Here is a 25,238-nt window from a genome sequence, read left to right as displayed (position 1 = left end):
AAACCAGGTTCTACCTGATAAACTCTGCCAGTATACAGATACCGCGCTTGCATTTATCCCTTATGCCAAGGATAATCTTTATATATTTATTGTATCAGTTTTTCCATTTCATCCCAACTAAAGGTTTTAAGAAGCTTCTCAAGCTTCCCTATTTTTTCTGCATCCTCGTCCTTTAGCTTATAGTTCTTAAGCTCTCCAAGAACCATCTCTATGCTGTCATAATCCATCTGAGGAATCAATTCTTTAAGGGCTTCATAAGCACCTTCAAGCTCATCATCCGGTATGGGCTCTTTTTCTACACTGTTTGCAAAAGCATCTTCGCCTTGAAGCCTTGCCAGCTTATCTTTATATGCGCGGTAATCATGCAAAAGCTTTCCGGTATTGGCATCAATAAAGGCAATATTCCCTTTATTTCCCGCTTCCTCAAGCTGTTCAGCAAGGGAGGATAATTCCATAGCTCCCACTATCCTGCACGAACTCTTCAAAGCATGCACTTTTACAGTGTAAAGCTTTATATCCCCTGTATTATATGCTTTCTCAATAACTTCTGAATTACTATCTATAGTATCATAAAACAGCGTAATTGAATTAATAAACGACGTAATTCCGCCGGAGTTCTTGATTCCGTATAATGCCGAAATTCCTTCTACATCATTTAACCAGTATTTATCCTCAGGAAATACCTCTTTCTCCTCAACCGGTTTCACAACAGGTTCCATCATTATTTCCGAAGGAAGATGCTTCATTATGGCTTTCTCAAGTTCTTCCGTATCTACAGGCTTTGCAAGATATCCATCAAAGCCCTTCGATTTATAGAAAGCTTCACCGCCTGCTGCCGCATTGGCAGTAAGTGCGTAAACCGGAAGATCAGGATGTGTCTTTCTGATTTCCTGAAGCGTTTCAATACCATCCATTCCCGGCATCATGTGATCAAGAAGAACGATATTGAAGTTTCCATACTTTATCTTTTCAAGACACTCTTCTCCACTTGCTGCAGTTGTGACGAACATCCTTGTAGCCTTAAGAAGATTCTTTATTACGTTCAGGTTCATGGGATTATCATCCACAACCAGAACCTCTGCATCAGGAGCTACAAACTTCGGAACATAAGGTCCTCTTGCAGCCTTTTCATCGTGCTCTATGAATTTGCCAATGCCCTCTCTGTCGACGATTTTCTGTGAAAAAGTGAATATAAATTCGGAACCTACTCCGTATTCACTCTCGCACCACAAATGACCCTCCATGAGCTCGGCAAACCTTCTTGAAATATCAAGTCCAAGACCGGTTCCCTGAATGGCACTGTTCTTTTCCTCATCGAGTCTTTCATAGGCTGTGAAAAGCTTATCCACATCCTCTGCTTTAACACCTATGCCGGTATCTTTGACAGACACACGAATACTACACTTATCCTCTGTCATCTCTGCAATTGAAACTTTTAAAGTGAATCCGCCCTCTTCTGTGTATTTTACAGCATTAGTAAGCAGATTAAGAATTATCTGCTTAATTTTACCGGAATCACCATACAGCTTTTTGGGAAGCTGTTCATCAATCTTAACTTCAAATGAAAGATCCTTCTGTCCACTGCGGACTCTGATCATTGTAACTACAGATCTTAATAATTCAATAGTATCATATTCTGTCTCAACAAGGTGCATTTTTCCTGATTCTATCTTAGATATATCAAGAAGATCATTTATCAGATTCATGAGTGCTTCGGTGGCATTCTGAATATCGTAGGAATAGTTGATCATTGACAGGAAATATGGCTTGGGAACGTCTGTCGGATCCTCACGCATTATCATCTCTGACATGCCGACTATCGTGTTGATAGGTGTTCTGAGCTCATGGGAAATATTGGCAAGGAATCTTGATTTTGCAAGATTTGCCCTCTCTGCCTCATCCTTTGCAGCCCTTATCTGCTCATACTGCTTCCTGATAACAGTACCGGACATAATTCTCCATACTGTAAGTCCGACAACAGCTGCAACAACAAGTCCAAACAGTATTCTTATTATGGTCAGCTCAAAAAAGTGAGGCCTTTTTATTATCTTAAAAATCTCATCCTGATAAACATCACCATTTGAAGGATCGATTATCTGTACATGCAGATTATAATTACCATATCTTAGCCTTGTGTACTCAAGAGCAGACATTCTGTCTTGGGTAGATGTGATTCCACTGTCTTCATTTCCCTCAAGATACATGTGTACCGTGGGATTAGTCATAGAATAATCCAGGATTGCCGGGCTTATCTGAATTCGCCCGAATTCTGCAGGCAGAATGTACTCACCGTTCTCATTTGGATATATTGTCTCGCCATTACTCTGAACGCTTCTTATTCCTATCTTTATCTTTGAAGACTGCTCAAAGTAATGATTTACATTAACACTTGATACACCTGTGCGCCCTGAAATAAATATGGTTCCGGTCTCAGTCATATAGCTGAAGGAATTCCCTGTAGGGACACTGGGAAGGCCGTTTGCCACTGTGCTTAATCTGTAATCCTTTACATCATCATTAAGCATATCCTGCGCTCTTACACAAAATACACCATAGGATGATAAAACCCACAAATTATCATTATCATCAAAATAAATATCAAAGTTATTGTTATAGGGGAAAGATTCTACATTAACTATCTTTCCGTTTTTCATATATTCAATCGAATTGGATGTTACTATCCAGTAGATATCCCGCTTTTCATCATATTTTATGCGAAGAATAACATCACTGGTAAGACCCTCTGCTCTGCTGATCTTCTTAATCTCATGCTTGTTGATCTCATAAATTCCATTGCCGTCAGTACCGGCATATATAATGCCGTCTCCGCCATCCTCTATTGTAAGAATGACTGTATTTTCAAGCCCGTCTTCTTCTCCGTAGCTTCTTGCAACCCTTCCATCTTTTACAACAGAGACTCCGCCATTCGTTCCCACCAGTATTGAACCGTTCTTGGCAACAGTTGCACAGCGGACTTCATTACTGATAAGTCCCGTACCTTCTGTATAGCTCTTTATCACTCCATTGGGAGCTACGCAGATAAGACCCTTTTTATTGTCATAAGCGCATATCCAAAGGTAATCTTTATTATCTTTAACAATGCATCTGATTCTGGTTTCACCAAAAAAATCAGTCAGTTCATTGTGTACGATCTGTTCCTGGTCATCAATTATCTGTAATCCATTGTCCGTTCCGATGTACAGATTATCATTCCAAAGGCAGGTCGTATTTACAACCTCCTCCGGCTCACCTGAAATATTGGTAAGATTTCTGAAATTACTGCTTACTATCTTCATTACACCCTGTCTGGAAGATGTAACCCAAATATTGCCCTGATAATCATCAGTAATCATTTCAATTGAATTATCGATTGGAATTCCGTCTAAAGTGTGAAACTTCTTATTTTCATCAATATAGCCAAGAGCATAACTGGAACTGACCCAAATTCTGTCGCAGGCAGAAGTAATCCACACAACACCTCCGGACAATGGGTAAACTGAAATCTCATAATATCTGGTTTTCTTTTTTCCAAAAGGACCGTGATAAATCTTATCCCCGTTCCCACCTATATATACATATCCGGGTTTATCAGGATCGGCATAGATGGTTGTGATAGCATCTACTCCTATATCTGCTCCGGTTATATATTCACTGACCTCCCCGCCTGCAATACAAAAGGCATCGCCGCTTCTGGTGTTTCCGTAAACCTTACCCTCTGCATCTGCAGAAAGTCTTATAATATATTGATTCCTGAGCCTGTCATCATCAATCTCATAAACCTTGTAGTCGTCCTCATCAACATATACAACACCATTTGCGGTGCCAATCCACATTTTTCCATCTTTACTTTCCCCAAATCCTCTGATGGACGATGACGGAAGCCCGTCTTCATAAGTAATCCTTATATTTTCATCATTGTTTATGATCACAATTCCATTATCATTGGTTCCAATCCACATTCTATGCTTGTGATCTTCGTAAAAAACCTTACCGTTGGTAAGTCCTCCGGATGAATCAAGTCTGGCGAAAGACTCTCCGTCGTATTTGAATACTCCGCTGTAGCCACCTACCCATATGTATCCATCACTGGCTGAATATATAGAATTAGCGTCAGATGTGGGAAGTCCGTTTTTTGCATCATAAAGAACAGTGGTAAAACCGACATCATTGATCTGACCTGATGCAGCATATCCACCTCCGGTCCTGACATCTTCATTATCTGCCATTCTCTGGATTAAATCTTCACCTGTTGCGGCATGGGCACAAAAATCCCCCACCAGCCCTGCCGTTATAAGTGAAATAAGAGCTGTCATCATAGCTATTCCGGATATTTGCTTTAAACTTCTGCCCTTCATACTTTAAGTATTCATCCTCCGGTTATTAAAATTGTGCTCAGAATATCAGAAACTATTGATTCCCGAAAATACAGTATTTACAAATTCTGATATTGGATAAGTACCTCTTTTACCTCATCCATGGATTCCAAAAAGACTTCAACGCATTTGGGATCAAACTGAGTTCCTGCGCCCTCCTTCAAAATCTCTATGGCCTGTTCAAGCGGAAATGCCGGCTTATAAACTCTCTTTGATACAAGAGCATCAAACACGTCCGCAACAGACATTATTCGGGCTGACAACGGAATAACTTCACCATGAAGTCCCTCGGGATATCCCTTTCCATCCCATCTCTCATGATGATAAGCAGCCATGTTTCTGGCTTCCTTCAAATAGTTCTCACCGCTTACTGTGCTTATGGCATGCTCCATTATCTGCTTACCCGCTGTGGTATGAGTCTTCATTATCTCAAATTCCTCCGGAGTAAGCTTTCCGGGTTTGTTCAATATGGCATCCGGTATATTTATCTTACCTACATCGTGCAAAGGAGCTGATGTAACCACGTCTCCAATATACTTAGGAGTAAGCTTTGATGCGTAATATCCTTTTCTCTTTAATCCTTCAAGTATTATTTTAACATATGCAGCGATTTTTTGGCTGTGCGCTCCTGTTTCAGAATCCCTGTTTTCAACCATATCCGCCATAGTGATAATAAGACCGTTCTGCATTTTTGCGTTGGCATCTGCATAGTGCCTGATATCTCTCATCTGTTCTGCAGTGGCTGAAGCCATATGACATATTGACCTGTATAGTTTTTCAACATCATCACCAGTTCGTATATTGAGGGATTTGATATTCTTTACATTTTCATCAAGCTTTTCCTGATTAGTATTATCTTCGATAAAGTTATCCAGGCATGACGCCATTGAATTAATGGGATATATGAGATTAAAGCCTGTCATCCATAGACCATATCCCAGGATAAGTATGAAAAATCCTGAGAAAATAAGAATAACTCTTAAAGTAAATACCCTCATATAATCACCGATATAGGACTCTGATATATCTGCTCCGGCATATCCAACACATTTGCCCTTGGAATCAAAAATCGGTTCATAGGCAGTAATAATAAAGCCGAATACATCAGCTCTTTCAAAGTTATCAATTTTTTCTCCTGCAAGAAGTGCCGGAAGATATGGATCAAATGATTTGTCGAAGGGGATAACTTCTCCTATATACATTTCCGTCTGAAATGTTTCATTTGTATGAAATACTATGTAGCATCCATCTTCTTTTATCTGGTATATGTAGACATATTCTATTCCGGGAACAGTATCCCTGATTGAAGAAAGAAGCTTATTCGTCTTATTATATTCTGAATTATTATATTCTATAGGTTTTTTACCACTGTTCAGATACCAGTTTATAGAATCGGCATTTACCACCTCTGATGCGAGTTTTGCGGCATTTTTAACATTGGTTCTGTACTCGCTTTTAAGATTTGAATAATAGAGTCTTAAGCCTGTGATCCCCATGATGACAGCAATAGCAAATGAATCTACTACAAGCATGGTGGTTATTTTTCTCTGGAGGGATTTTCTGTTTCGAATATTTTCTCTCTTTATTTTTTCTCTTTCTTCAACAGAAAGCGGCTTTTGTCTCCATCCACCTTCAAACGCTGCCTCTCTGTAACTTTCAGGAATTATTTTCACAATAGACAGCGCAATAAAAATAGTTACGGATTTATCCAATATATTAAGCAGCAAATTTATGACAAAGGTGCAAAAAACATAATTGATTCCAAGCTGCTCATTGATAAACGCAGCCATCTCGACAACTTCCACAAACTGAGGCTCACCAAGAAGAATCCACTGTAATGCCATTCCGACGATACCGGCGGCAAACGATACAGCGAATACAAATACGAAGAAATTCATTTTTTTCTGTTGCCTCATTTTATATGAATATAATGAGGCAATCTGCGCTATCATTACGTTTATTATCATGTAGTAGATTGCCGTGGGATTAAACAGCATACACACCACATTCGTAAGTACTGCAGTAACAATTCCCGGATAAATTCCGCAAAGAACAGACACTGCCACAGTACCTATGGTATCAAAATAAAGCGGCAGCTTAAAAACATTCATTATAAAGGCAATGATGATATTGAGCAGAGCGCCGGCTATAACATATACCGGAATGCCAATTTTTTCAAAACACATTGTCCTGATATCAGATAGTTTTATCCTAGTCAATTTAAACTTCAATACCAGTTACCTCCGAATAGCGCAAAATGTCCAAGGCTGTTCTGAATTAACCGAACCCCTTGGACATTATAATACATTTTCGCATATATGTTGTCTATTTAATGTCAAAATAGGCTTTCCTTTTTATTTTTATTTTCTATCTTTTACAATAGGCTCAATCTGAGATACCAGATTATCGATGTGCTCGAAAACACTACTCTTTGTCGTACCGAGCGAATTAACTCTTTCAAGCTGGTTAACGAGTGCATCATATTTATTATTGATATCAGTGAAGCTGTTGCCGATTCTTCCAAGTTCATCAGAAGCCGCATCTGCAGTATCAGCAATTTCCTGCTGAACTACATTCGCTCCGTTAGCACTTTCTATGATCTCATCAAATGTTGCATTTGTCTCATCAACCTCCTGGATGCTTCGATCCATTGCTGCTATGGAATTCTGCATGCTCAGAGATAATTTCTCACTCTCCTGCCCTGCTGCGTCAATAGAAGCATTTACCTGGCTGATCATCACCTTGATTTCATCTGCCAGTTCTCTTACCTCTGTAGCAACAACCGCAAAACCTTTTCCCGCAGCACCTGCTCTTGCAGCTTCGATTGATGCGTTAAGTGCAAGGAGGTTTGTCTGGGTAGCGATACCGATGATTTTTTTCATGTAATCGGATATCTGATCAACTGCACTCTTAAAGTTCTCAAACCCTTGGGTCATCTCATCAAAGCTTGCACGGACTTCATTTGAAGAATCCTTAAGCTCTGACACTTTATTCTGGGCATTCTGAACACTGTTGAGGATATTCACCTTAACATCCTGGAATTTTCCAGCGCTTTCGTTTACAGCCGCAAACATTTCATTAAAAGCATCCATTTCATTTCTAAGCTGTGTATTACTGCTGATAACATTTTCCACTGCCTCGCCCATATCATGGATTTCTGTAAGCGAGGATACCTCATTTCTTACCAGCTCCTTCTGAAATGTCTTCACAGAATCAGCAATATAAATAAGGGCTTCCCTTTTTTCTGCATCAAAAGCTTCTTTAGAAGGCTCATTGCTCTGAGCTTCAGCCGGTTCCGTCTTTTTCTTAAAAATATCTGTAAGCATTGCTATCTCCCTCTCATCTTTAAACAAATGTTTATCTGGCTAAGACCACTGTTATTCAAAAACAACACATGTCATCGTCTGATTAACAAATTGAGTGTTATAATGCTCTCCAAATCCGATAAGTCCGCAGGATGTTCCAAGCTGAGCTATTTTACCAAGATATGTATCCATTTCTCCTCTTCCTGAGAGTACCAGATATCTGAATATACAATTGACAGAATAAATGCCGGAAATCCTTGAAAAATCATTCCTGATCTTATCTATAGTATGCTGCGCAACTTCCATCGGATCGCGCATTTCGAGAAGTGTGAGAATATCTGAGTCATTAATCTGTCTGTAAAGAATAAGTCCGCTTCCTGACACATCCTTTACTGAGCAGATACAAACATCATTACCTACCATCTTTCCAAGAGGATTCTGGAAAGTCTGGTCCATTATTTCCTTGTCAGTTCTTGCACCGGTGAGATCCATATAAACCTGCTTAGCAGATCTGCCGTTCAGCTCACCCAGAAAATATTTAGCCTTATCAGTCTTGGATGCTATAAGCTGTCTATTATCTTTGGGTTCGTAAATATTTTCTTTATAAGTCTTAACGCGGCCGCCCTCATTTTTAATGACAGCGTAAACCATAGCATCCTCATAGATTTTACCATTTACAGAGGCTTTTCCTGCATCACCTGTAGCCCCCATTACCTGGAGGTTAAACTTATCTACAAGTCTTCTTAATGTTGTAAGTACCGCTGCATCATTTCCTGTACAAAAATCAATGATTGCGGTATTCTCTTTTCCGGGCTTGATATCCTCAATATCCTGCTCGATTCTTTTAATATGACGTGCAGGCATGGAAGAAACAGTCTCAAGAACACCTGTCTTTACCTTAACTCCTTCAGTGAATGCAGTAATGTTAACTCCTTTTTCCTGGATCGTAGAATCATACCCCATACCTATACAACCAATACTGGGCACTCCGGGAAAACGCTTTTCAATCTCTGCAACATTTGCATCGAAGTGATCAGCATCACTTGTGAAAATTATGAGTTGGGGATTTGAAAGACCTTTAATTGCATCAGCTACATTTGCCGATGAATTTTTTCCTTTATACATTTTCATAATGCATTTCTCCTACTTTTTTAGAAAAAATCAGTTAAACTCTGTATTAATCATGATACCATTCAATCATGAGGGTATACAATTATGTAAAAACTATATTTAATTAAAAAATCTCTTAAAATTTCATAAATTACTATTTCCAAATATGATAAAATTAATCTGATTTATAGAACATTGAATTTCTTGAACGCTTTTTTCCTCAATATGTTCGGAAAGTCATTGAAAACTATCTGACCGGGAGGATAATCTGACAGTTACCATGAATAATCGAAGTGAAAATGCATTTGGATTTCTTAGATATTATGCTGCTTTCTGTGTGATGTATCTTCATTTTACAGGTCACGTACAGGGCAATCTTCCTGAATATGCAGGTGAACTTGGTATCCTGAGATCAATAGTGGATTTTTTTCAGCCCACAGTTATAATGTTCGCCATAAGTGGTTTTCTTATTTCTGCATCTTTAGAACGTTCCGGATATGACGCTAAAACATTTATCAAAAAGCGTTTTTTCAGACTTTATCCCGACCTTTGGCTTAGCATGCTAATCTATCTGGGTGTGTTCTATTTGATAATTCCCAAAAAATTTGACAGTTCAATCTTCAAATGGCTGCTTACACAAGGGGTAGGCTTTGCAAGTACCCCATCCTGCTTTAAGAAATTCGGTACAGGAAGCATCAACGGTCCGCTATGGTATATAACGGTACTGTTACAGCTCTATATTATTGTTTTTCTCTTTAAAAAGCTGACCAGAGAAAAGCGGAATTTTTATTTGTATGCAGCATTATCCTGCGTTCTTGCTGCTTCAAATATATTTTTTTACTTTATTCAGAGCAGCGCAGGGGATACTATTGCAAAACTGATCGAACGCTTTTTCCTTCCTTATGCTATCTGGTTCTTTGTAGGAGTTTTCTTTCAGACCTTCAAATTACATGAAAAAGAATGGAGAACAAAAGCATTTATCGCCCTCCTGATACTTCACTGCTTTTTTAGAATAAGCGGTATTTTGAATATAGGCTACTACACAGGAATCATCACGGGGATAAGTACCGCGTGCCTTACAATCCTTGCAGCCTTTATCATTAAACCAATAAAAAATGATTCTACTCTCAAAGGCTATACAAGAAAGAATGTCGCTTGCGACATTCTCGCGCCGAGCGCGGTTGCTGAAGGCAACATATTCCTATCACGCGAGTGCGCATCCATAGCGGAGCGCTTTTTATCATATAGGAAATCCAACGGAATTTCCTATATGATAAAAAAGACAGACCTGTCCTATGGAATGTACCTCTATCACTGGCTTTTTCTGAATATTATTATTCATTACAAGCTATATCTGAGATTCCACTGGATAGTCTGCCTTATTATGTTCACAGTCGGAACTATTCTGTTTTCTTTTGTTTTCAGGTACTCATTACTGAAGCAAATACCTGTATTTCGGAAAAACTAAGGTTTTAGTTTTATTCAGGCAAAATGCATCTGAATCTGTTATTTATGATCTCGCCTACAGGGCTGTTTCTTCTTACAAAATCAATGACAAGGTCGGGCATTTCCTCAGGATAAGTGCGAATTGTCCTGCAGGCTCCTATACATTCATATCCGCCTGTTCCCGTTGCTCTGTAGTTACTGGTAACAAGAGTATACTTTTCGTCATCAATGATGTCGGTTCCATCAAGCTTTTTCAAAGTAACAACTCTTTCTCCCACAGGCTTTGTCAGGTCAAATTCATACCACAAGCCTGCATAGAAGTCATAGTTGTAATGCTCAACCTTGGGTTTTAAAAATACATCGGAGATTCTTACTTCATTTGTATTTTCGTCAATCTCAAAATATTCAGCACATCTCTCAAGCGCCATCCTTAAGACAGCTCCCGTAACCTCTTTGACCTCCTCAGTATTTGCAAACTGATATATACCAAGGACATCTCTAACCGTGATCTCTTTATGTAGACCAAGCGGATCATTTGCAAGACTTGTACAGGAAAAATCTGCTCCTGTAAGCTCCAATTGCACCTGATTGAAAATCGAAGCCACTTTACTTCCGTATAATGCTGCCTGAAGTTTATCCTCCGGAGCAATCTCACTTTCAAGACATCCTATGGGCTCATCAAGCCAGGTCTGAAGCTGCAGATTCATTGATTCCATAAATGAATGAGCCTTAAGTATCTCATCATATGCTTCACCCGCCTTCTCTACAGGTATAAGCTTTGATTCAACCTGCCAGCCCTTATGGGTTGAATTCTTAGACTCTGACATTTGAGCTGTAGGATTTTCCATTTGCAGGCTGCCTTCTGCCTGATTACCTGCTGCCTTCTTATCCTCTGCATCGTTATACTTTTGTATATCCAGCACACAGTACTTCATACCATTTGCCGGAGGCTGAACACCATAGGATTTATTAACCATAGTTCCTTCAACAGCCATGTGCTGATGTCCTGTCAGTAGAATATCAAAGTCAAGCTCTCTGGCTATTTTGCATGCCTGATTTTCCTCTGTCTCAGAAAGCTTATTGCCTGTATTTAAGTCCTCTTCAAAGCCGCCATGATATATGCAGACTGTTATATCTGATTTATCCCTTATGATATCAAGCTCGGCTTTTAGAGCTTCCACAGGATCTGTAATCTTTAACTCTGTCAGGTTTTTCTCCTGCTCCCAGACATTTACATAACCTGTAACTGCACCTGTTATTCCTACTCTCGTTCCATCCTCAAGTACATGAATAGCATGCTTTTTAATTCCAAGCTCTCCGCGCAGGTCCTCGACATTCGCACAGATAAGCTCCGCTTTCATAGCTTTGGTATAATCCAGAATCGCATCATAGCCAAAATTAAAATCATGATTGCCCAAGGTGTAGTACTGTAATCCCATGGCGTTAAAACCCTCTGCCATAGGATTAAAATCATAGCTGTCGCGGTTACTAAGATAATACGATAACAGCGGTGTTCCCTGAAGGCTGTCACCTCCGTCAATTAAAAGAGTATTGCCATCCACCTTATCTTTTATCTGAGCTGCAATATAAAACAGACCAGAATTTTCTTCTTTATTTGTCGAATAGTTTATTGGGAATACATGACCGTGCGTGTCTGATGTGAAAACAATTTTCATTTCTAAATCCTCAAATCCCCCACTGCAAGCAGCGGGGGAGTCATATCTGAATATTTTTAACCTCTTGTAAGTTTTAATCTGATTCTTGTAGAAATATACTCGATTATCAGAATAAGTATGATAAGTCCTGCAAGTATTGCTCCTGCTTCATTCCAGCGATAAGCGTTCATAGCAAAGATAAGAGGCGCACCAAAGCCTCCGGCACCAACCATACCAAGGATGGTAGCATCTCTCATATTTATATCAAATCTGTAAATTGCTGTTGATGCAAAGTTAGGAAGCAGCTGAGGAAGTATTCCAAAGCGGATCTTCTGCCACATATTAAAGCCTGATGCGTCAAGTGCCTCGATAACATGCGTATCAATATCCTCTATAGCTTCGATGTACATCTTACTTATCATTCCCACAGAACATACACCCATTGTCAAAAGACCTGCAAAAGCTCCGGGTCCTGTAACTCTTATGAACATAAGACCATATACAAAAGCAGGCACAGTTCTCACTGCCATGATAATCATTCTTCCTGCAAAGGCAATTGGCTTAGGTGTAAGGTTTGATGCTGAAATAAACGCAAGAGGAATTGAAAGGATAGCACCTACAATTGTTCCCAGAAAAGCTATACATATTGTTTCAAGCATCAGATACGGAACGCCCTGAGTGGTGAAGTCAAAAAGAAATGACAGGTCAGGTTGAAAAATTCCCAGAAGTACGTTAAGGGCTATCTGTCCACCATCCTGTGTAGTACCTGCTGTTTCAACAGCACTTCCGCTCCATACCATGAGTCCCACAAAGATAATTCCGATGGCAAGATTATACATCCAATCCTTGGGGCGTTTTTCATATGCTTCTAAAATTCTATTGTTCATAATCCCATCCCCTTTATACAAGCTTCTTACGAAGCATTCTGCTGATTGACTCGATAACAAATACTGCCACAAAGAGAGCTATAAGCATCATTCCAACACTTGAGTACTCTCTCCATGATATCTTCTCGTTAAGGATAAGTCCGATACCACCTGCTCCTACGTAACCAAGAACAGCTGCATATCTCACATTACCCTCAAAGTTGAAAAGGCAGTTTGAGAGGAAAAAGGGAAGAACCTGAGGAACTATGGCAGAGATAAATGCTCTTGCCTTGGTAGCTCCCATAGCTTCCATAGCTTCGAAAGCTCCCATGTCTACAGTCTCAATCTCTTCATATGTAAGTTTTCCGATATATGCAAATGAAAAAACTGCAATCGCAAATGTACCTGCAAGTGTACCAAGTCCAAATACAAGAGTTGCCACAAGTGCAGTTACCAGTGTAGGCAGAGTTCTAATAAGCGAAAACATAACTCTGACAATTGATACAATCACCTTATTAGGGCAGACATTTGTACTTGCCAGCATTGCAAACGGAACTGAGAGAAGTGCTCCTACTACTGAACCCAAAAGTGACATTTTAATAGTATCAAATAAGGGCCCCCAGACTTTTCCCATAAAGTCTGCATTTGGAGGAAACATCTCACCGACTATAACAAAAAACTGCCCGATACGCTGGGTTAATACTTTCATATCAAAACCGGTGATTTTTACTGACAGCGCACTCATCAGTATAATAAAAATAAAATAGATAGGCGCACGTGATGCCTTTTTCTCTACTGAGTTGCCGTTAGGCAGTGTATATACTTTTGGTTTAAAAATCTTATCGTATACGCTCACTTCAGATCACCTCATTTCATTATGATCATTTGCATCAAGAACATTTCCTTCATCATCCACTTTGCCGTTATAAATCGTAGCAAGCACGTCCTTATCCACATTTTCAGCAGGGCCGTCATAGACGATTTTTCCTTCTCTTATTCCAACGACTCTTGTGGCATATTTAAGAGCAAGATCCACGTGATGTATATTGATAAGAATTGAAATATTCATCTCCTCGTTGATTCTCTTAAAGTCATCCATTACCTGCTTGGCAGTTACAGGGTCAAGCGCGGCAACAGGCTCATCTGCAAGGATAATCTGAGGATTCTGGGCGAGAGTTCTTGCAAGAGCTACTCTCTGCTGCTGTCCACCTGAGAGCTGATCTGCACGAACAAATGCCTTTCTTAAAATTCCCACTTTATCAAGGCATTCAAGCGCCTTCATCTTTTCTTCCCTGGTATAGATTCCAAACAATGCTCTAAACCAGGGCATATCAGGAACAAAAGAAGTCAGAACATTGTTAATTACTGTTGTTCTGGTGATCAGATTGAATGACTGGAAGATCATTCCGATTTTTCTGCGAAATCTTCTGAGCTGTTTTCCGGACAAGCTCATCACATCAACACCATCCACCGTGAGTTTACCGCTTGTCACATCGTGCATCCTGTTGATGGTACGAATGAGTGTGGATTTACCTGCACCTGAAAGTCCGATAATTGCTACAAATTCTCCCTGTTCAATAGTAAGATCAATATGTTTTAATCCTTCAAAACCATTGGGATATTTTTTTCCTACATCTTCAAACTTGATCATTATTCCTCTCCTGAATCTAAAACACTGTCCATTAATAATTTCAATATCCTAAAATAAGAATTTCTTAAATCAGAACAAAGAGTCGCTCGCGACTCTTTGCGCGCTGGTGCGCGCAAGCTTTAGCTTGCAAAATTCATCTGCGCACCAGTCGCATCCTTAGCGGAGCGCTTTTTATTCAATAGGAAATCCGAAGGAATTTCCTATTGAAAAAATAGGGGAGGTTAATAACCTCCCCATATAAAACCATTATCACAACAAATTCGTGATTCCCCAAAACAAATCCTGCTCTCATGATCATGAATCAGAACAAGATCCTCCGTACGCGAAATCATCGCACTAAGTGATAACTTTAGTTCATTGATTTGATGAGCTCCTGAGCAGCTCTCTCTGAATCATAATCAGCAGCATTAGCTTCTACATAACCATTGTGGTTGTAGATTGAAATAACTTCCTTACCTGCATCTGAATTACCAATGTTAATGAATGCCTTGGAAAGAGCAGCCTTGAAAGCATCGTCCATAACAGGAGATGTCTTGCTTACACTGATTGTATCATTATAAATACCATCTGTAACACCGATTACTGATGTCTCATCCCAGATGCTGGCTTCTCTGCCATATTCTGTTGTCCACTTCTCCTCATTGTCACGTCTTGCATCTGCATAGCAGCAAAGAACGTCGATCTGGCCTGAAGCAAGTCTTGCGAAAGCATTACCATATGAGTCAGACTGTACAGCGTGTGAAAGGTCTGTTACATGCTTCTCATAGTTTGCCTGAAGCCAAAGTGAAGGATAAATATATCCAGCTGAAGATGAAGAGTTCATTACGCTCCAGTTAAGTCCGTCAAGATCTTCCCATGTAAGCTCTTCGCCGGCATCAACCTTAGCTGCAACTGCCTTACCAGCCTCTGAAGGTCCTGTAATAATAAGTGCACGATAGAATGTTACCTGATCCTCTGTAGGCTCTGTGGGCTTGTTGTCATTCCAGTCCTTTGCATTAGGGCTCTCGATTGAAAGGCCATCCCTTGTAGCTGTAAGAAGAACATCACAACCATCATCGTAAAGTACATAAGTACCACCGGGGATAAGACCTATATCAATTGTTCCTGCTGAAAGGCCTTCACCAACTGCTTCATAGCTTGTACCAACTGTGATGTCAACTTCGCCAACCTCATAGCCAAGAGTAGCGAGCTCATCTGTAAGAAGCTGCTTAAGAGGTTCTGTAGCAGTAACAATCTCATCGGGCTCACGTGAAGGTACAAAACCGATTGTAAGCTTATCAATCTTTACTGTCTCAGCAGCGTCTGCGCTCTCTTCTGTTGCATCAGCAGCGTCTGCGCTCTCTTCTGTTGCATCAGCAGACTCTGTTGCCTCTGTTGCCTCTGTTGTTGTCTCAGCTGCAGTTTCTGCAGTCTTGCTTCCGCAGCCTGCAAGCATTGATACTACAGATGCTCCGGCGATCATCATTGCAAATAATCTCTTCATAATTCCTCCTAAAATTAAAAGTTTTTTGAGCATTTACGTACTCTACTCAAAAAAAAGCCCATGTAGAAAACTACGCTACATGAGCTCCTTACAATAACACTCAAATTATATTTAAGTTGATTGCGGTTGTCAATGAACTGAAGTAATAATAATTTTAAGATTTTCTTAAGTTTCCATTTTACATAATAAAGTTCTGCTCTCGTTTCACATAGCAAAACTAAGTAGTACTTATTATTTTTCTGAAACTTCCCGCGTTGCAACCACATCCACTCCTGTTCCGGCTACATTTTTCACAATAACATCACCTATATGTACCGGTGCCTTTACACATGCATTATCTATTTCCTTCATGCATTCGAATATTTTATCCTTTGGTATATTGGATTTGGTTTTCACTGATACCCGGGGCTTATCTCCCCCCAGTATTACAGCAGTACTTGTCACCGTGCGCTCAGGATGAGTCACTTCATTTCTTGCATATTTATCTCCGATGGCACAGGTGTTTCCTTTTACGGAAATTACCTGTCCCTCATCAAGTTCTACTGTTATCTGGCATCCCATAGGACAGCCGATACATGTAAGTTCTCTCTTCTCCATGGCTTCTCCTTTTTCTTACTCTGCTTCTATCTTTATAGTAACCTTCTTAGGATTGGCTTCCTTTAGCTTAGTCTTTTGGAGGATTACCTGCTCCATTTCACCGGGAGCCATGATACGCTTTTTATTGTGCATCACTCTCTCATCATCGAAGTAGACACTTACATAAGAGTTCTTATAGACAGCTCCCACTCGGAATCTCACTGTCAGAAGATCGTCCATCCTGTCAGGATTGATTGTTGAGGGAACCGTATATCTTGCGCCCTCTGTAGCGAAAAGCTCAATGATGCTTCCGCCCTCCTTCTCTCCCTCTTTTACAAACTTCGCAGCATTTTCGCCTGCTCTTGTTGCCTCCTCGGAAACATAATCCACAAGATCATGAACGTGAAGCACATTACCACAGGCAAATACTCCGGGAATATTGGTCTCAAGAGATTCATTTACCACAGGTCCGCTTGTTACCGGATTCATCTCTACGCCTGCATTTCTCGAAAGCTCATTCTCCGGAATAAGTCCGCAGGAAAGAAGTAATGTATCGCAGGTGTAACGCTCTTCTGTTCCCGGTATGGGCTTCATGTTTTTATCTACCTCAGCAATCGTAACTGCCGTAAGATGCTCTTTTCCTTCAATATCAACAACGGTATGAGAAAGCTTAAGCGGAATTCCAAAATCATCCAGGCACTGAACGATATTTCTCTTAAGTCCGCCTGAATAAGGCATGAGCTCGGCCACAACCTTAACCTTTGCTCCTTCTAGTGTCATACGCCTTGCCATTATAAGTCCGATGTCACCTGATCCCAGAATCACTACTTCACGCCCGGGCATATAACCTTCCATATTAACAAGACGCTGTGCCGTTCCTGCTGAGAAAATCCCCGCAGGCCTGTATCCCGGAATGTTGAGAGCTCCCCTTGGACGCTCCCTGCAGCCCATGGCAAGAATTACTGCCCCGGCTTTTATCTGATACATCCCATCTTCGCGACTCATGGCTGTAACTATGCGATCTGATGATATATCCATAACCATTGTATTTAGCTTATATTCTATTTTTTCATTGAGTACCTGGTCTATAAAACGCTGTGCATATTCAGGACCTGTGAGTTCTTCCTTAAAGGTATGAAGTCCAAATCCGTTGTGAATACACTGATTCAGAATTCCGCCAAGTTCTTTATCTCTTTCAAGAATTAGTATTTTTTCTACTCCGGCTTTTCTGGCAGAGATAGCTGCCGCAAGACCTGCAGGGCCTCCGCCCACGATCACAATATCATATGATGTCATCACTGCTCTCCTCCCTTCTGGTGTTTGGTACGCTCCACGACTATGTTGGAATGGCCGCCGCTCTTTGTTATCTCCTCATAGGAAAGTCCAAGCTCCCTATGAAGTATCTCCATGGTACGGGGAGAACAAAAGCCTGCCTGACATCTTCCCATTCCCGCTCTGGTTCGTCTCTTAACACCATCGAGAGATCTTGCTCCGAGAGGTCTGTGAATGGCATCGAGGATCTCGCCCTCAGAAATTGATTCGCAGCGGCAGATGATATTGCCGTATGCGGGATTTTTTTTAATAAGTTCATTCCTTTCTTCTATAGAAAGTCCTGATGGATCCACAACATCTTTTCTTGTAGCTATCCAGTTCTCTTTAGCTTTAAGCTGCATCATGTCCCTTAACATATTTCCAACCATTTCGCCGATTGCAGGGCTGGCTGTAAGCCCGGGGGATTCTATACCTGCTACATCTATAAAGTGATCTGCGCCTTTTACCTCTTTGATTATAAAATCATGACACACTTCATGAGCTCTAAGTCCCGCAAAGGATGTAATAACCTTTTTAATAGGGAGATTCTTTACATGATCGCTGGCCTTGGTAATAAGGTCATTTATCCCCTCAGCAGTTGTATTGGTTCCTTCGGGATCATCGATATCCACAGCAGTAGGTCCCACAATAAGATTTCCATGGACTGTAGGAGAAACCAATACGCCTTTTCCAAACTTTGAGGGCTGCGGGAAAACTGTGTGAGTTACATGATTTCCAACCTCTTTATCCAAAAGACAGTATTCACCGCGGCGTGGAATGATCTTTATCTTATCATCATCCATACTTACCATATTGTGTATGGTATCCGCATATACTCCTGCCGCATTAACCACGTATTTTGTAATGTATTCACCGTTATTGGTGCGAATATGCCATAAGCCATCTTCATGCTTTTTAATATTCTCAACCTTTGTATTGAATCTGAAATCAACGCCGTTCTCATTGGCATTTTCCGCCATTGCTATGCAAAGTCTGAAGGGGCAGATAATTCCTCCGGTAGGTGCATAGAGCGCTCCCTCTGTACTGTCTGATAGATTAGGTTCCATTTCAAGAGCTTCACTGCGGCTAAGTATTCTCATATCCTTTACTCCGTTAGCCACACCTCTGTCATAGAGCTTTTGAAGCTCCGGCAATGTTTCTTTATAAATGCAAACGACCATAGAACCGTTTCTTTTAAAAGGTATATCAAGGTCCCTGCATAGTTCATCCATCATCTCATTGCCGCGGACGTTTAATTTCGCCATCAGTGTATCTGTATGTGCATCAAAACCTGCATGCACTATAGCTGAATTAGCCTTTGATGTTCCTTCGCAAACATCCTCACATTTTTCAAGTACACAAAAGTTTCCTTCATAGCGCGAAAGCTCTCTGGCAACCGCACTACCCGACACTCCTGCGCCTATGACTATGACATCATATACCATATCTTTTTCACCTCTGTCCTTTTTATTGTTATCCTGAAACAAACGATTATATATTTAGCAACTATATTCCTCTCGCGCGAGTGCGCATCCATAGCGGAGCGTTTTTTATGATATAGGAATTTCGGAGAAATTTCCTCGTATCATAAAAAAGGAGTAGTCTAATAAACGCATCTCATCATGCGTTACTATACATACTCCCATTCTCAGCGTATCAATTATTAAGTTAAACGGTGGTTCTTGCCCATCCTCTGGTAGCCGCTACAGCCTGATTCCAGCCCTTCAGCGCCTTTGTTCTTTCAGTATCCGGCATCTGAGGTTTAAATTCTCTGTCTACAGCCCAGTTCTTAATCACATCTTCCTTACTTGTCCAATACCCCACCGCAAGGCCTGCCAGATATGCGGCACCTATAGCTGTAGTCTCAACACAGCTCGGACGAAGTACATTGGTATCGATGATATCTGACTGGAACTGCATCAGGAAATTATTCATCGATGCTCCGCCATCAACCTTCAGTGCTGTAAGATGCTTACCCGAATCAAGTTCCATACAGTGAAGTACGTCATAGCTCTGGTAAGCCAGTGATTCAAGCGTTGCGCGAATAATATGATATTTATTGACACCTCGTGTAAGTCCTGTGATGGCTCCTCTTGCATATGGATCCCAATATGGAGCTCCAAGTCCTGTAAATGCCGGGACTACATAGCATCCATTTGTATCCTTTACTCTTGTGGCAAAATATTCTGAATCCGGTGATGAATCAACAATTTTCAGTTCATCCCTAAGCCACTGGATAGCTGCACCTGCTACAAAAACCGAGCCTTCAAGGGCGTATGTAACTTTATCATCAATGCCCCACGCAATTGTGGTTATAAGATCATTCTTAGAATATATCGGCTTATCTCCTGTATTCATAAGGATAAATGAGCCTGTTCCGTAAGTATTTTTAGCTTCTCCCTCCTTAAAACAGGTCTGTCCGAATAGTGCAGCCTGCTGATCACCTGCTGCTCCTGCTATTCTTATAGGGCCTCCAAAGAACTCCGGATCTGACTCGCCATATATACAGCTTGATGGCTTAACTTCAGGAAGCATACTCTTTGGAACTTCAAGTATCTGACAAAGCTCGTCGTCCCATTCGAGAGTATTGATATTGTAAAGAAGTGTCCTGGATGCGTTTGAATAATCTGTTACATGAACCTTCCCCTTTGTCAGCTTATAGATAAGCCAGGTATCAACAGTTCCGAAGCAAAGCTCTCCTTTCTCTGCTCTCTCTCTTACTCCCTCAACATTTTCAAGAATCCATCTAATCTTGGTTCCTGAAAAATAGGGATCGAATTTAAGTCCTGTCTTTTGCTGGAACTTCTCAACTATTCCCGGAATCTTGCCCTTCATCTGCTCCGCGTAATCCGCAGTACGGCGGCACTGCCATACAATTGCAGGATATACAGGCTGTCCTGTTGCTCTGTCCCAGACAATTACAGTCTCGCGCTGATTGGTTATTCCAATTGCAGCGATATCATCTGAAGTTGCTCCTATCTTTTTCATAGCTTCACGAGCTACAGAAAGCTGTGTCTGCCAGATTTCATTAGCATCATGCTCAACCCAGCCAGGCTGCGGAAAAAACTGTGTAAATTCCTTCTGCGCCACTGAACACATCTCACCTTTCTCGTTAAACAGGATGCATCTGTTACTGGTTGTTCCTGCATCCAAAGCCATTACATACTTTGCCATTACATTGTTCTCCTTAAAACTTTTTATAAGCTCTGCATTACTATTCTTTGTACAGGTCCGTCCTGATTCTGAAGCTGTCTGTTCGTTACAGTTCCCACACATCCCTGTTGGTTGAGGAAACTGCCATAGCTCCACTCTGCAAAGCATTCATAACATCATCCCGATCTGAAATAAGTCCTCCTGCAATCACAGGAACCCTGCTTATTGCATTTACCTTTTTAATAATCTTCGATACTACAACTCCCGGCAAAATCTCGATTACATCCGGAAGTGTCATACCATATCCCGCCTGTTTTTCTATATTCACAAGCGCCATGCTGTCTATTACAAAATATCTAAGTACTGTGTATAATCCAAGCTCTTTTGCATGCTGGATAAGATTCCCCTTGGTGGTTATGATTCCGTCTGCCCTGGTGTTATTTTTAATAAAATCAAGGCACACCTCTCTGGTATTGTTAAGGCCTGTCACAAGATCCACATGGACCACTGCCATCCGCCCTGCCTCCTTAACCCTTTTTACGATATCACCAATCGTGCAAATATCACCATACAGAATAAAGATAATCCCCACCTCTGTTTTTAGCGCCGCAGACAGTCCATTATCGTCCTTAACCGCTGCTATTATCGGGTTTTCTTCGATTTTATCTATAAAATCTCTATGCATCAAAAATCATCCTTGCAATAATAATTAAACTAAATATAGTCAATATCCAGGCATAAAAAAAGAACATGTCTAACAAACAGGCGTCAACCTGATAATTTGATAAGCCACATTCTCTAATCTCACTGGCATTCATTAACTTTACTAAACTACTTTAACGCATTTTGACTATTTTTTCAATATTTTTTACAAAAAAGGTGGCGAATTTAATGCCTTTTTGAAAAAAACATCCAAAAAACACTTTTTAAAATTCCCCATTTATTTTCAAATATCATCCCGGGGAGAAATGCCTGCTTTACAAACATTAGCCAAAACAAACATTTTCTCCCTGGGATAATAAAAGCTTTTATATTATTTACTGTTTGCCATCATTGCAAGGCTTCTTGCAATAGAATCGAAGGTATCAGACTGATTGGATGACTGTCCGTCTGCTATCATTGCCAATGTATGGGAAATATCATTAAGCGACATTACTATATTTTCCATAGTAGCCTTTGTGATCTCAGCCTCATTTCCTTTTTTTACAATCTGGTCAAACTTTAATGATCTTTGCTGCTGTAATCCGGTTACTTCAGATAATCTGCTCATAATTGTACCCCTTTCAAAAGAAATAATATGTTACTTATTACTATAATCTAATACCCTGTTAAAAATCTCTTAAATATCTATTACCATTTGTTTATAAAGCCCTCAAATGCCTTATTCTACTATCTGTCCATAGAATAAGATTTCTTTATTTTTTCCTGATGTGGTTATCAGATATTTGAAAGGTTCGTTAGCTATGAATTCCTTAGGTATTACCTCATCCTCCAAAGGCGCAGCACCTAATACTGCCATTGCAGTTGCAGCTGCTGCCTCCAGACCATTCTCGTCTGTTGTAATCTTGGTTTTCTGGATCACATCTGAAATGTAAAATCCCTTATCCATAGTCATTGCAGTAAAGTCGGCATTCTTTGAAAATGCACTGACCACGCCTCTTTTCTTCAGGAACTTTATAAGCTCGCCCTGATTCAATGAGGTCTCGGTGTCAAATTTAGGAAGCTTAATATGTACGTGCTCAGTAGAAGCCTGCTCCAGCTTATCCTGAATACCTGTTATATCTCCTATTGCAAAAATAGCTTCTACCCTGCCGTTCATAGGAAGCACTACAAGTTTTACAGAATCATCCTCATAGAACTTGAAGGTATCCGTCTTTTCCATAAATACCTTTTTAATGTTGCATTCATCAAATGCCTTGAAGTCCCCTTCCTCGGTATGATATTCATCAAAGGTCTTCACCCAGGTCGCCTTAAGATAAAGCGTATTAATAAGCATTATGTCCTTATCTGACAGATCGTTACTGATCTTGGGGATAAGACCATTTGTTCCTTCTTTAACCCAGCTGTTTACTTCACCGGTGATTTTGTCCGGGACAACATCCTTTGCCTCGGCACCAAAGAAAGCCTTAACATACTTCTTATATTTTCCGGATATGTTTCCAGGCATTTTTCTGTTATGCCACACTGAATTCAAGAGCTTAAAGGTCAAAAGCCCACTTGTCGTATCCGGTGCATTTATAAGACCTTTATACCAGAGATTCATTTGCTTCTCATCTTCAAAGCCTGCTGCCGCAAGAAGTTCCTTCCTGGTACTTGAACCGGCGCCTGCTACTGCCATGGCGATGACTGCCCTTAAGGATGCCGGTGATACCATATAATTCTCAATATCATATCCAGAGGATTCCAGGAACTGAATAAGTGACTTGTCAAACTCACTCATGGCTTTGACCTTCGAGTTATCTGTGTCGTCATCATCATAATCCTCTGCATCAGATTCCGTATCTTCATCGTCAGCAGCTTCTTCATCATCTGCTTCCAATGCAGCAGCTTTTGCCTCAGTCACACTCTCTGCTTTATCTTCAGAAGTCACTTCATTATCCACTTCACCTGAATCCGTTGAGTCCAAAGCCGCTTCTTCCGATTCATCCTCTCTCTCCGGTATTTCTTCCTGTTCATCAGAAGATTCTGAAGCTTCCTCGATATACTCTATATTATCATTTCTGGATTTTATAACCATAAACGATATCAGAAGCAAAAGACACGCAACTGCAATTATAATTATCAGTATCATATCTCCCATCCTCTATCCTCTCATATTAACTGCTTTTCCTCATACACTCCTTTGCGAGAAGCCATGCCATAACATGAACACTCTGCTGAAATCCGCCTTTTTCTATGAGTTTTTCTATGTAATCCGGGGTGTTTATCTCAATATTTAAAAACTCAGTTTCATCAAGATTTTGTCCTGTCACTTTTCTGCAGTCAGTAGCCAGAAAAACATATGCATAATTATCGGCAATTGTAGCGTTTGACGGAATTTTGATAAGATATGTCCATTTTCCTGCCTCATATCCTGTCTCCTCTGAAAGTTCCCTTTTTGCGGCTTTCAGGGCTTCCTCGGCATTCTCTTTTCCGTCACCGTATTCCTTTCCATCACTTCTCTCTATTCCGCCTGCGGGAAATTCCGTTGTAACTTCGCGGATTCCCTGTCTGTACTGGCGAACACAGATAAGATTGCCATTTTCATCAAAGGGAACTATTACCACATAATCGCGTCTGCTGTAACTGTAATAGGGTTCAAAGATCGTACCGTCCGGAAATCTGAAAGCAGACTTTCGAAAATCAATCCATTCATCTTGTACTAAATGCTCTGTTGAAACCTCCTCCCAGGCTAAATCGTCTCTATTTTTCTCCAGGTTACTTTTATTCTGATCCATAATGTTCCTTTTCTTATATGTTATTTTGATGAAAAGCCGGTTTTCCTAAGAAGGAAACAAAATCTGACTTTACCGAGGTGATAAAAACCACACCTCCTTACAATATTCTCTGAGGTTTAAAATCCAGGTAATCACCGGAAACCAGGCTGTAATTTATGCCATCCACTTTTCCAAGAAGGCTGTCATGAAATCTCTCTTTTCCGTGACAGTGGGCATACACAACCTGGGTGACACCATACGCCTTGGCAATAAGTGTAAATCTGCTGCTTCTCTCACCTATCTCCGTTGGAGGGTAATGTAAAAACATTACATATTTCTCAAAGCCCTCTGCTCTTGCTGCTTCAAAGGAAGCCTTGAGTCTCTTCGCCTCCCTCTCTATTAGCATATCGGCATGTTCTCTGGTATCATAGCCCTCATAGCAATATCCCTTGGTTCCAACTATTGCCACATCCCCATAGGGATAGAAATTGTTTTGCAGAAAAAAGAGTCTGTCCTTATATAAATCGTTAAGTCTCTGAGTCTTCTTGGCACTCCAGAAATTATCGTGATTGCCTCTTATCAAAACCTTTTTACCGGGAAGCCCCTCGATGAATCTGAGATCCATCTCACAGTTTTCAAGGCCTTTTCCCCAGCTGTGATCTCCAACAAGTACAAGGGTATCCTCATCGGTCATTATTTTATTGCAGTTTTTCTCAATCTTCTTTTCATGATTTTTCCATACCTTGCCAAAAATATCCATTGTCTTCTCAGACTGAAAGGCAAGGTGAAGATCCCCCAATGCGTATAACGCCATCTGATTCGCTCCTCCAAAAATATCATTTATCAGGCTTACTCCTGTCGTATATAGATCCCGCAGGTGTCACAAAACGCAT

19 protein-coding genes are annotated in these 25,238 nt (G+C 40.6%); 1 reads left to right on the top strand and 18 read right to left on the bottom strand.

What is annotated here, in order from left to right; genetic code table 11:
• Positions 1 to 86: 86 nt before the first annotated feature.
• The 4 genes from T501_RS11920 to T501_RS11905 all read right to left on the bottom strand — a co-directional run bounded on the left by T501_RS11920 (position 87) and on the right by T501_RS11905 (position 8,809).
• Complete coding sequence (locus T501_RS11920) at positions 87 to 4,355, bottom strand: hybrid sensor histidine kinase/response regulator (protein ID WP_155994847.1); 4,269 nt, start codon at positions 4,353 to 4,355, stop codon at positions 87 to 89.
• 77 nt (positions 4,356 to 4,432) lie between these two features.
• On the bottom strand, positions 4,433 to 6,604 hold the full coding sequence (locus tag T501_RS11915; protein ID WP_242845522.1) for an HD domain-containing phosphohydrolase: 2,172 nt from the start codon (positions 6,602 to 6,604) through the stop codon (positions 4,433 to 4,435).
• Positions 6,605 to 6,733: 129 nt separating this feature from the next.
• Positions 6,734 to 7,699, bottom strand: coding sequence for a methyl-accepting chemotaxis protein (locus tag T501_RS11910; protein ID WP_044915028.1), 966 nt, complete (start codon positions 7,697 to 7,699; stop codon positions 6,734 to 6,736).
• A 51-nt stretch (positions 7,700 to 7,750) separates the two neighbouring features.
• Positions 7,751 to 8,809 (bottom strand): FIST signal transduction protein, encoded by a 1,059-nt coding sequence (locus T501_RS11905; RefSeq protein ID WP_044915027.1) that lies wholly within the window; start codon positions 8,807 to 8,809, stop codon positions 7,751 to 7,753.
• Positions 8,810 to 9,068: 259 nt separating this feature from the next.
• Between T501_RS11905 and T501_RS20305 the strand changes: the two genes are divergently transcribed.
• Positions 9,069 to 10,256, top strand: coding sequence for an acyltransferase family protein (locus T501_RS20305; protein ID WP_050008286.1), 1,188 nt, complete (start codon positions 9,069 to 9,071; stop codon positions 10,254 to 10,256).
• Between the two features lie 10 nt (positions 10,257 to 10,266).
• Here T501_RS20305 and T501_RS11895 read toward each other — a convergent pair whose 3' ends face one another.
• The 14 genes from T501_RS11895 to T501_RS11830 form a co-directional block, all read right to left on the bottom strand.
• Positions 10,267 to 11,910, bottom strand: coding sequence for a bifunctional metallophosphatase/5'-nucleotidase (locus tag T501_RS11895; protein ID WP_044915026.1), 1,644 nt, complete (start codon positions 11,908 to 11,910; stop codon positions 10,267 to 10,269).
• Between the two features lie 56 nt (positions 11,911 to 11,966).
• Complete coding sequence (phnE, locus tag T501_RS11890; protein WP_026510510.1) at positions 11,967 to 12,776, bottom strand: phosphonate ABC transporter, permease protein PhnE; 810 nt, start codon at positions 12,774 to 12,776, stop codon at positions 11,967 to 11,969.
• 13 nt (positions 12,777 to 12,789) lie between these two features.
• Positions 12,790 to 13,611, bottom strand: coding sequence for a phosphonate ABC transporter, permease protein PhnE (gene phnE, locus T501_RS11885; RefSeq protein WP_044915025.1), 822 nt, complete (start codon positions 13,609 to 13,611; stop codon positions 12,790 to 12,792).
• 6 nt (positions 13,612 to 13,617) lie between these two features.
• On the bottom strand, positions 13,618 to 14,406 hold the full coding sequence (phnC, locus tag T501_RS11880) for a phosphonate ABC transporter ATP-binding protein (protein ID WP_044915023.1): 789 nt from the start codon (positions 14,404 to 14,406) through the stop codon (positions 13,618 to 13,620).
• Between the two features lie 349 nt (positions 14,407 to 14,755).
• On the bottom strand, positions 14,756 to 15,889 hold the full coding sequence (locus T501_RS11875; protein ID WP_044915021.1) for a phosphate/phosphite/phosphonate ABC transporter substrate-binding protein: 1,134 nt from the start codon (positions 15,887 to 15,889) through the stop codon (positions 14,756 to 14,758).
• A 231-nt stretch (positions 15,890 to 16,120) separates the two neighbouring features.
• Positions 16,121 to 16,486, bottom strand: coding sequence for a DUF1667 domain-containing protein (locus T501_RS11870; protein ID WP_026510507.1), 366 nt, complete (start codon positions 16,484 to 16,486; stop codon positions 16,121 to 16,123).
• A gap of 15 nt (positions 16,487 to 16,501) precedes the next feature.
• Entirely contained in the window at positions 16,502 to 17,761 is a 1,260-nt protein-coding gene (locus T501_RS11865) for an NAD(P)/FAD-dependent oxidoreductase (protein ID WP_044915019.1), read from the bottom strand.
• Entirely contained in the window at positions 17,761 to 19,221 is a 1,461-nt protein-coding gene (locus tag T501_RS11860; protein ID WP_044915045.1) for an NAD(P)/FAD-dependent oxidoreductase, read from the bottom strand. The genes T501_RS11865 and T501_RS11860 overlap by 1 nt, the downstream gene beginning before the upstream one ends.
• A gap of 223 nt (positions 19,222 to 19,444) precedes the next feature.
• On the bottom strand, positions 19,445 to 20,950 hold the full coding sequence (gene glpK, locus T501_RS11855) for a glycerol kinase GlpK (protein WP_044915043.1): 1,506 nt from the start codon (positions 20,948 to 20,950) through the stop codon (positions 19,445 to 19,447).
• 85 nt (positions 20,951 to 21,035) lie between these two features.
• Positions 21,036 to 21,614, bottom strand: coding sequence for a glycerol-3-phosphate responsive antiterminator (locus T501_RS11850; protein ID WP_044915017.1), 579 nt, complete (start codon positions 21,612 to 21,614; stop codon positions 21,036 to 21,038).
• 348 nt (positions 21,615 to 21,962) lie between these two features.
• On the bottom strand, positions 21,963 to 22,199 hold the full coding sequence (locus T501_RS11845; RefSeq protein ID WP_026510503.1) for a hypothetical protein: 237 nt from the start codon (positions 22,197 to 22,199) through the stop codon (positions 21,963 to 21,965).
• Between the two features lie 111 nt (positions 22,200 to 22,310).
• Positions 22,311 to 23,720, bottom strand: coding sequence for a serpin family protein (locus T501_RS11840; protein ID WP_197027956.1), 1,410 nt, complete (start codon positions 23,718 to 23,720; stop codon positions 22,311 to 22,313).
• A 25-nt stretch (positions 23,721 to 23,745) separates the two neighbouring features.
• Positions 23,746 to 24,366, bottom strand: a complete 621-nt coding sequence (locus tag T501_RS11835) for an NUDIX hydrolase (RefSeq protein ID WP_044915013.1) — start codon at positions 24,364 to 24,366, stop codon at positions 23,746 to 23,748.
• Positions 24,367 to 24,463: 97 nt separating this feature from the next.
• Positions 24,464 to 25,159 carry a metallophosphoesterase gene (locus tag T501_RS11830; RefSeq protein ID WP_044915011.1) on the bottom strand — a complete coding sequence of 232 codons (696 nt, stop codon included), beginning with the start codon at positions 25,157 to 25,159 and terminating at the stop codon, positions 24,464 to 24,466.
• Positions 25,160 to 25,238 lie beyond the last annotated feature (79 nt).

It is taken from the genome of Butyrivibrio sp. WCE2006, from assembly GCF_000701985.1.
Taxonomy (GTDB): Bacteria; Bacillota; Clostridia; order Lachnospirales; family Lachnospiraceae; genus Butyrivibrio.
Note: the sequence above shows the minus strand (reverse complement) of the source record. Positions and strands in the feature narration are given on the sequence as shown.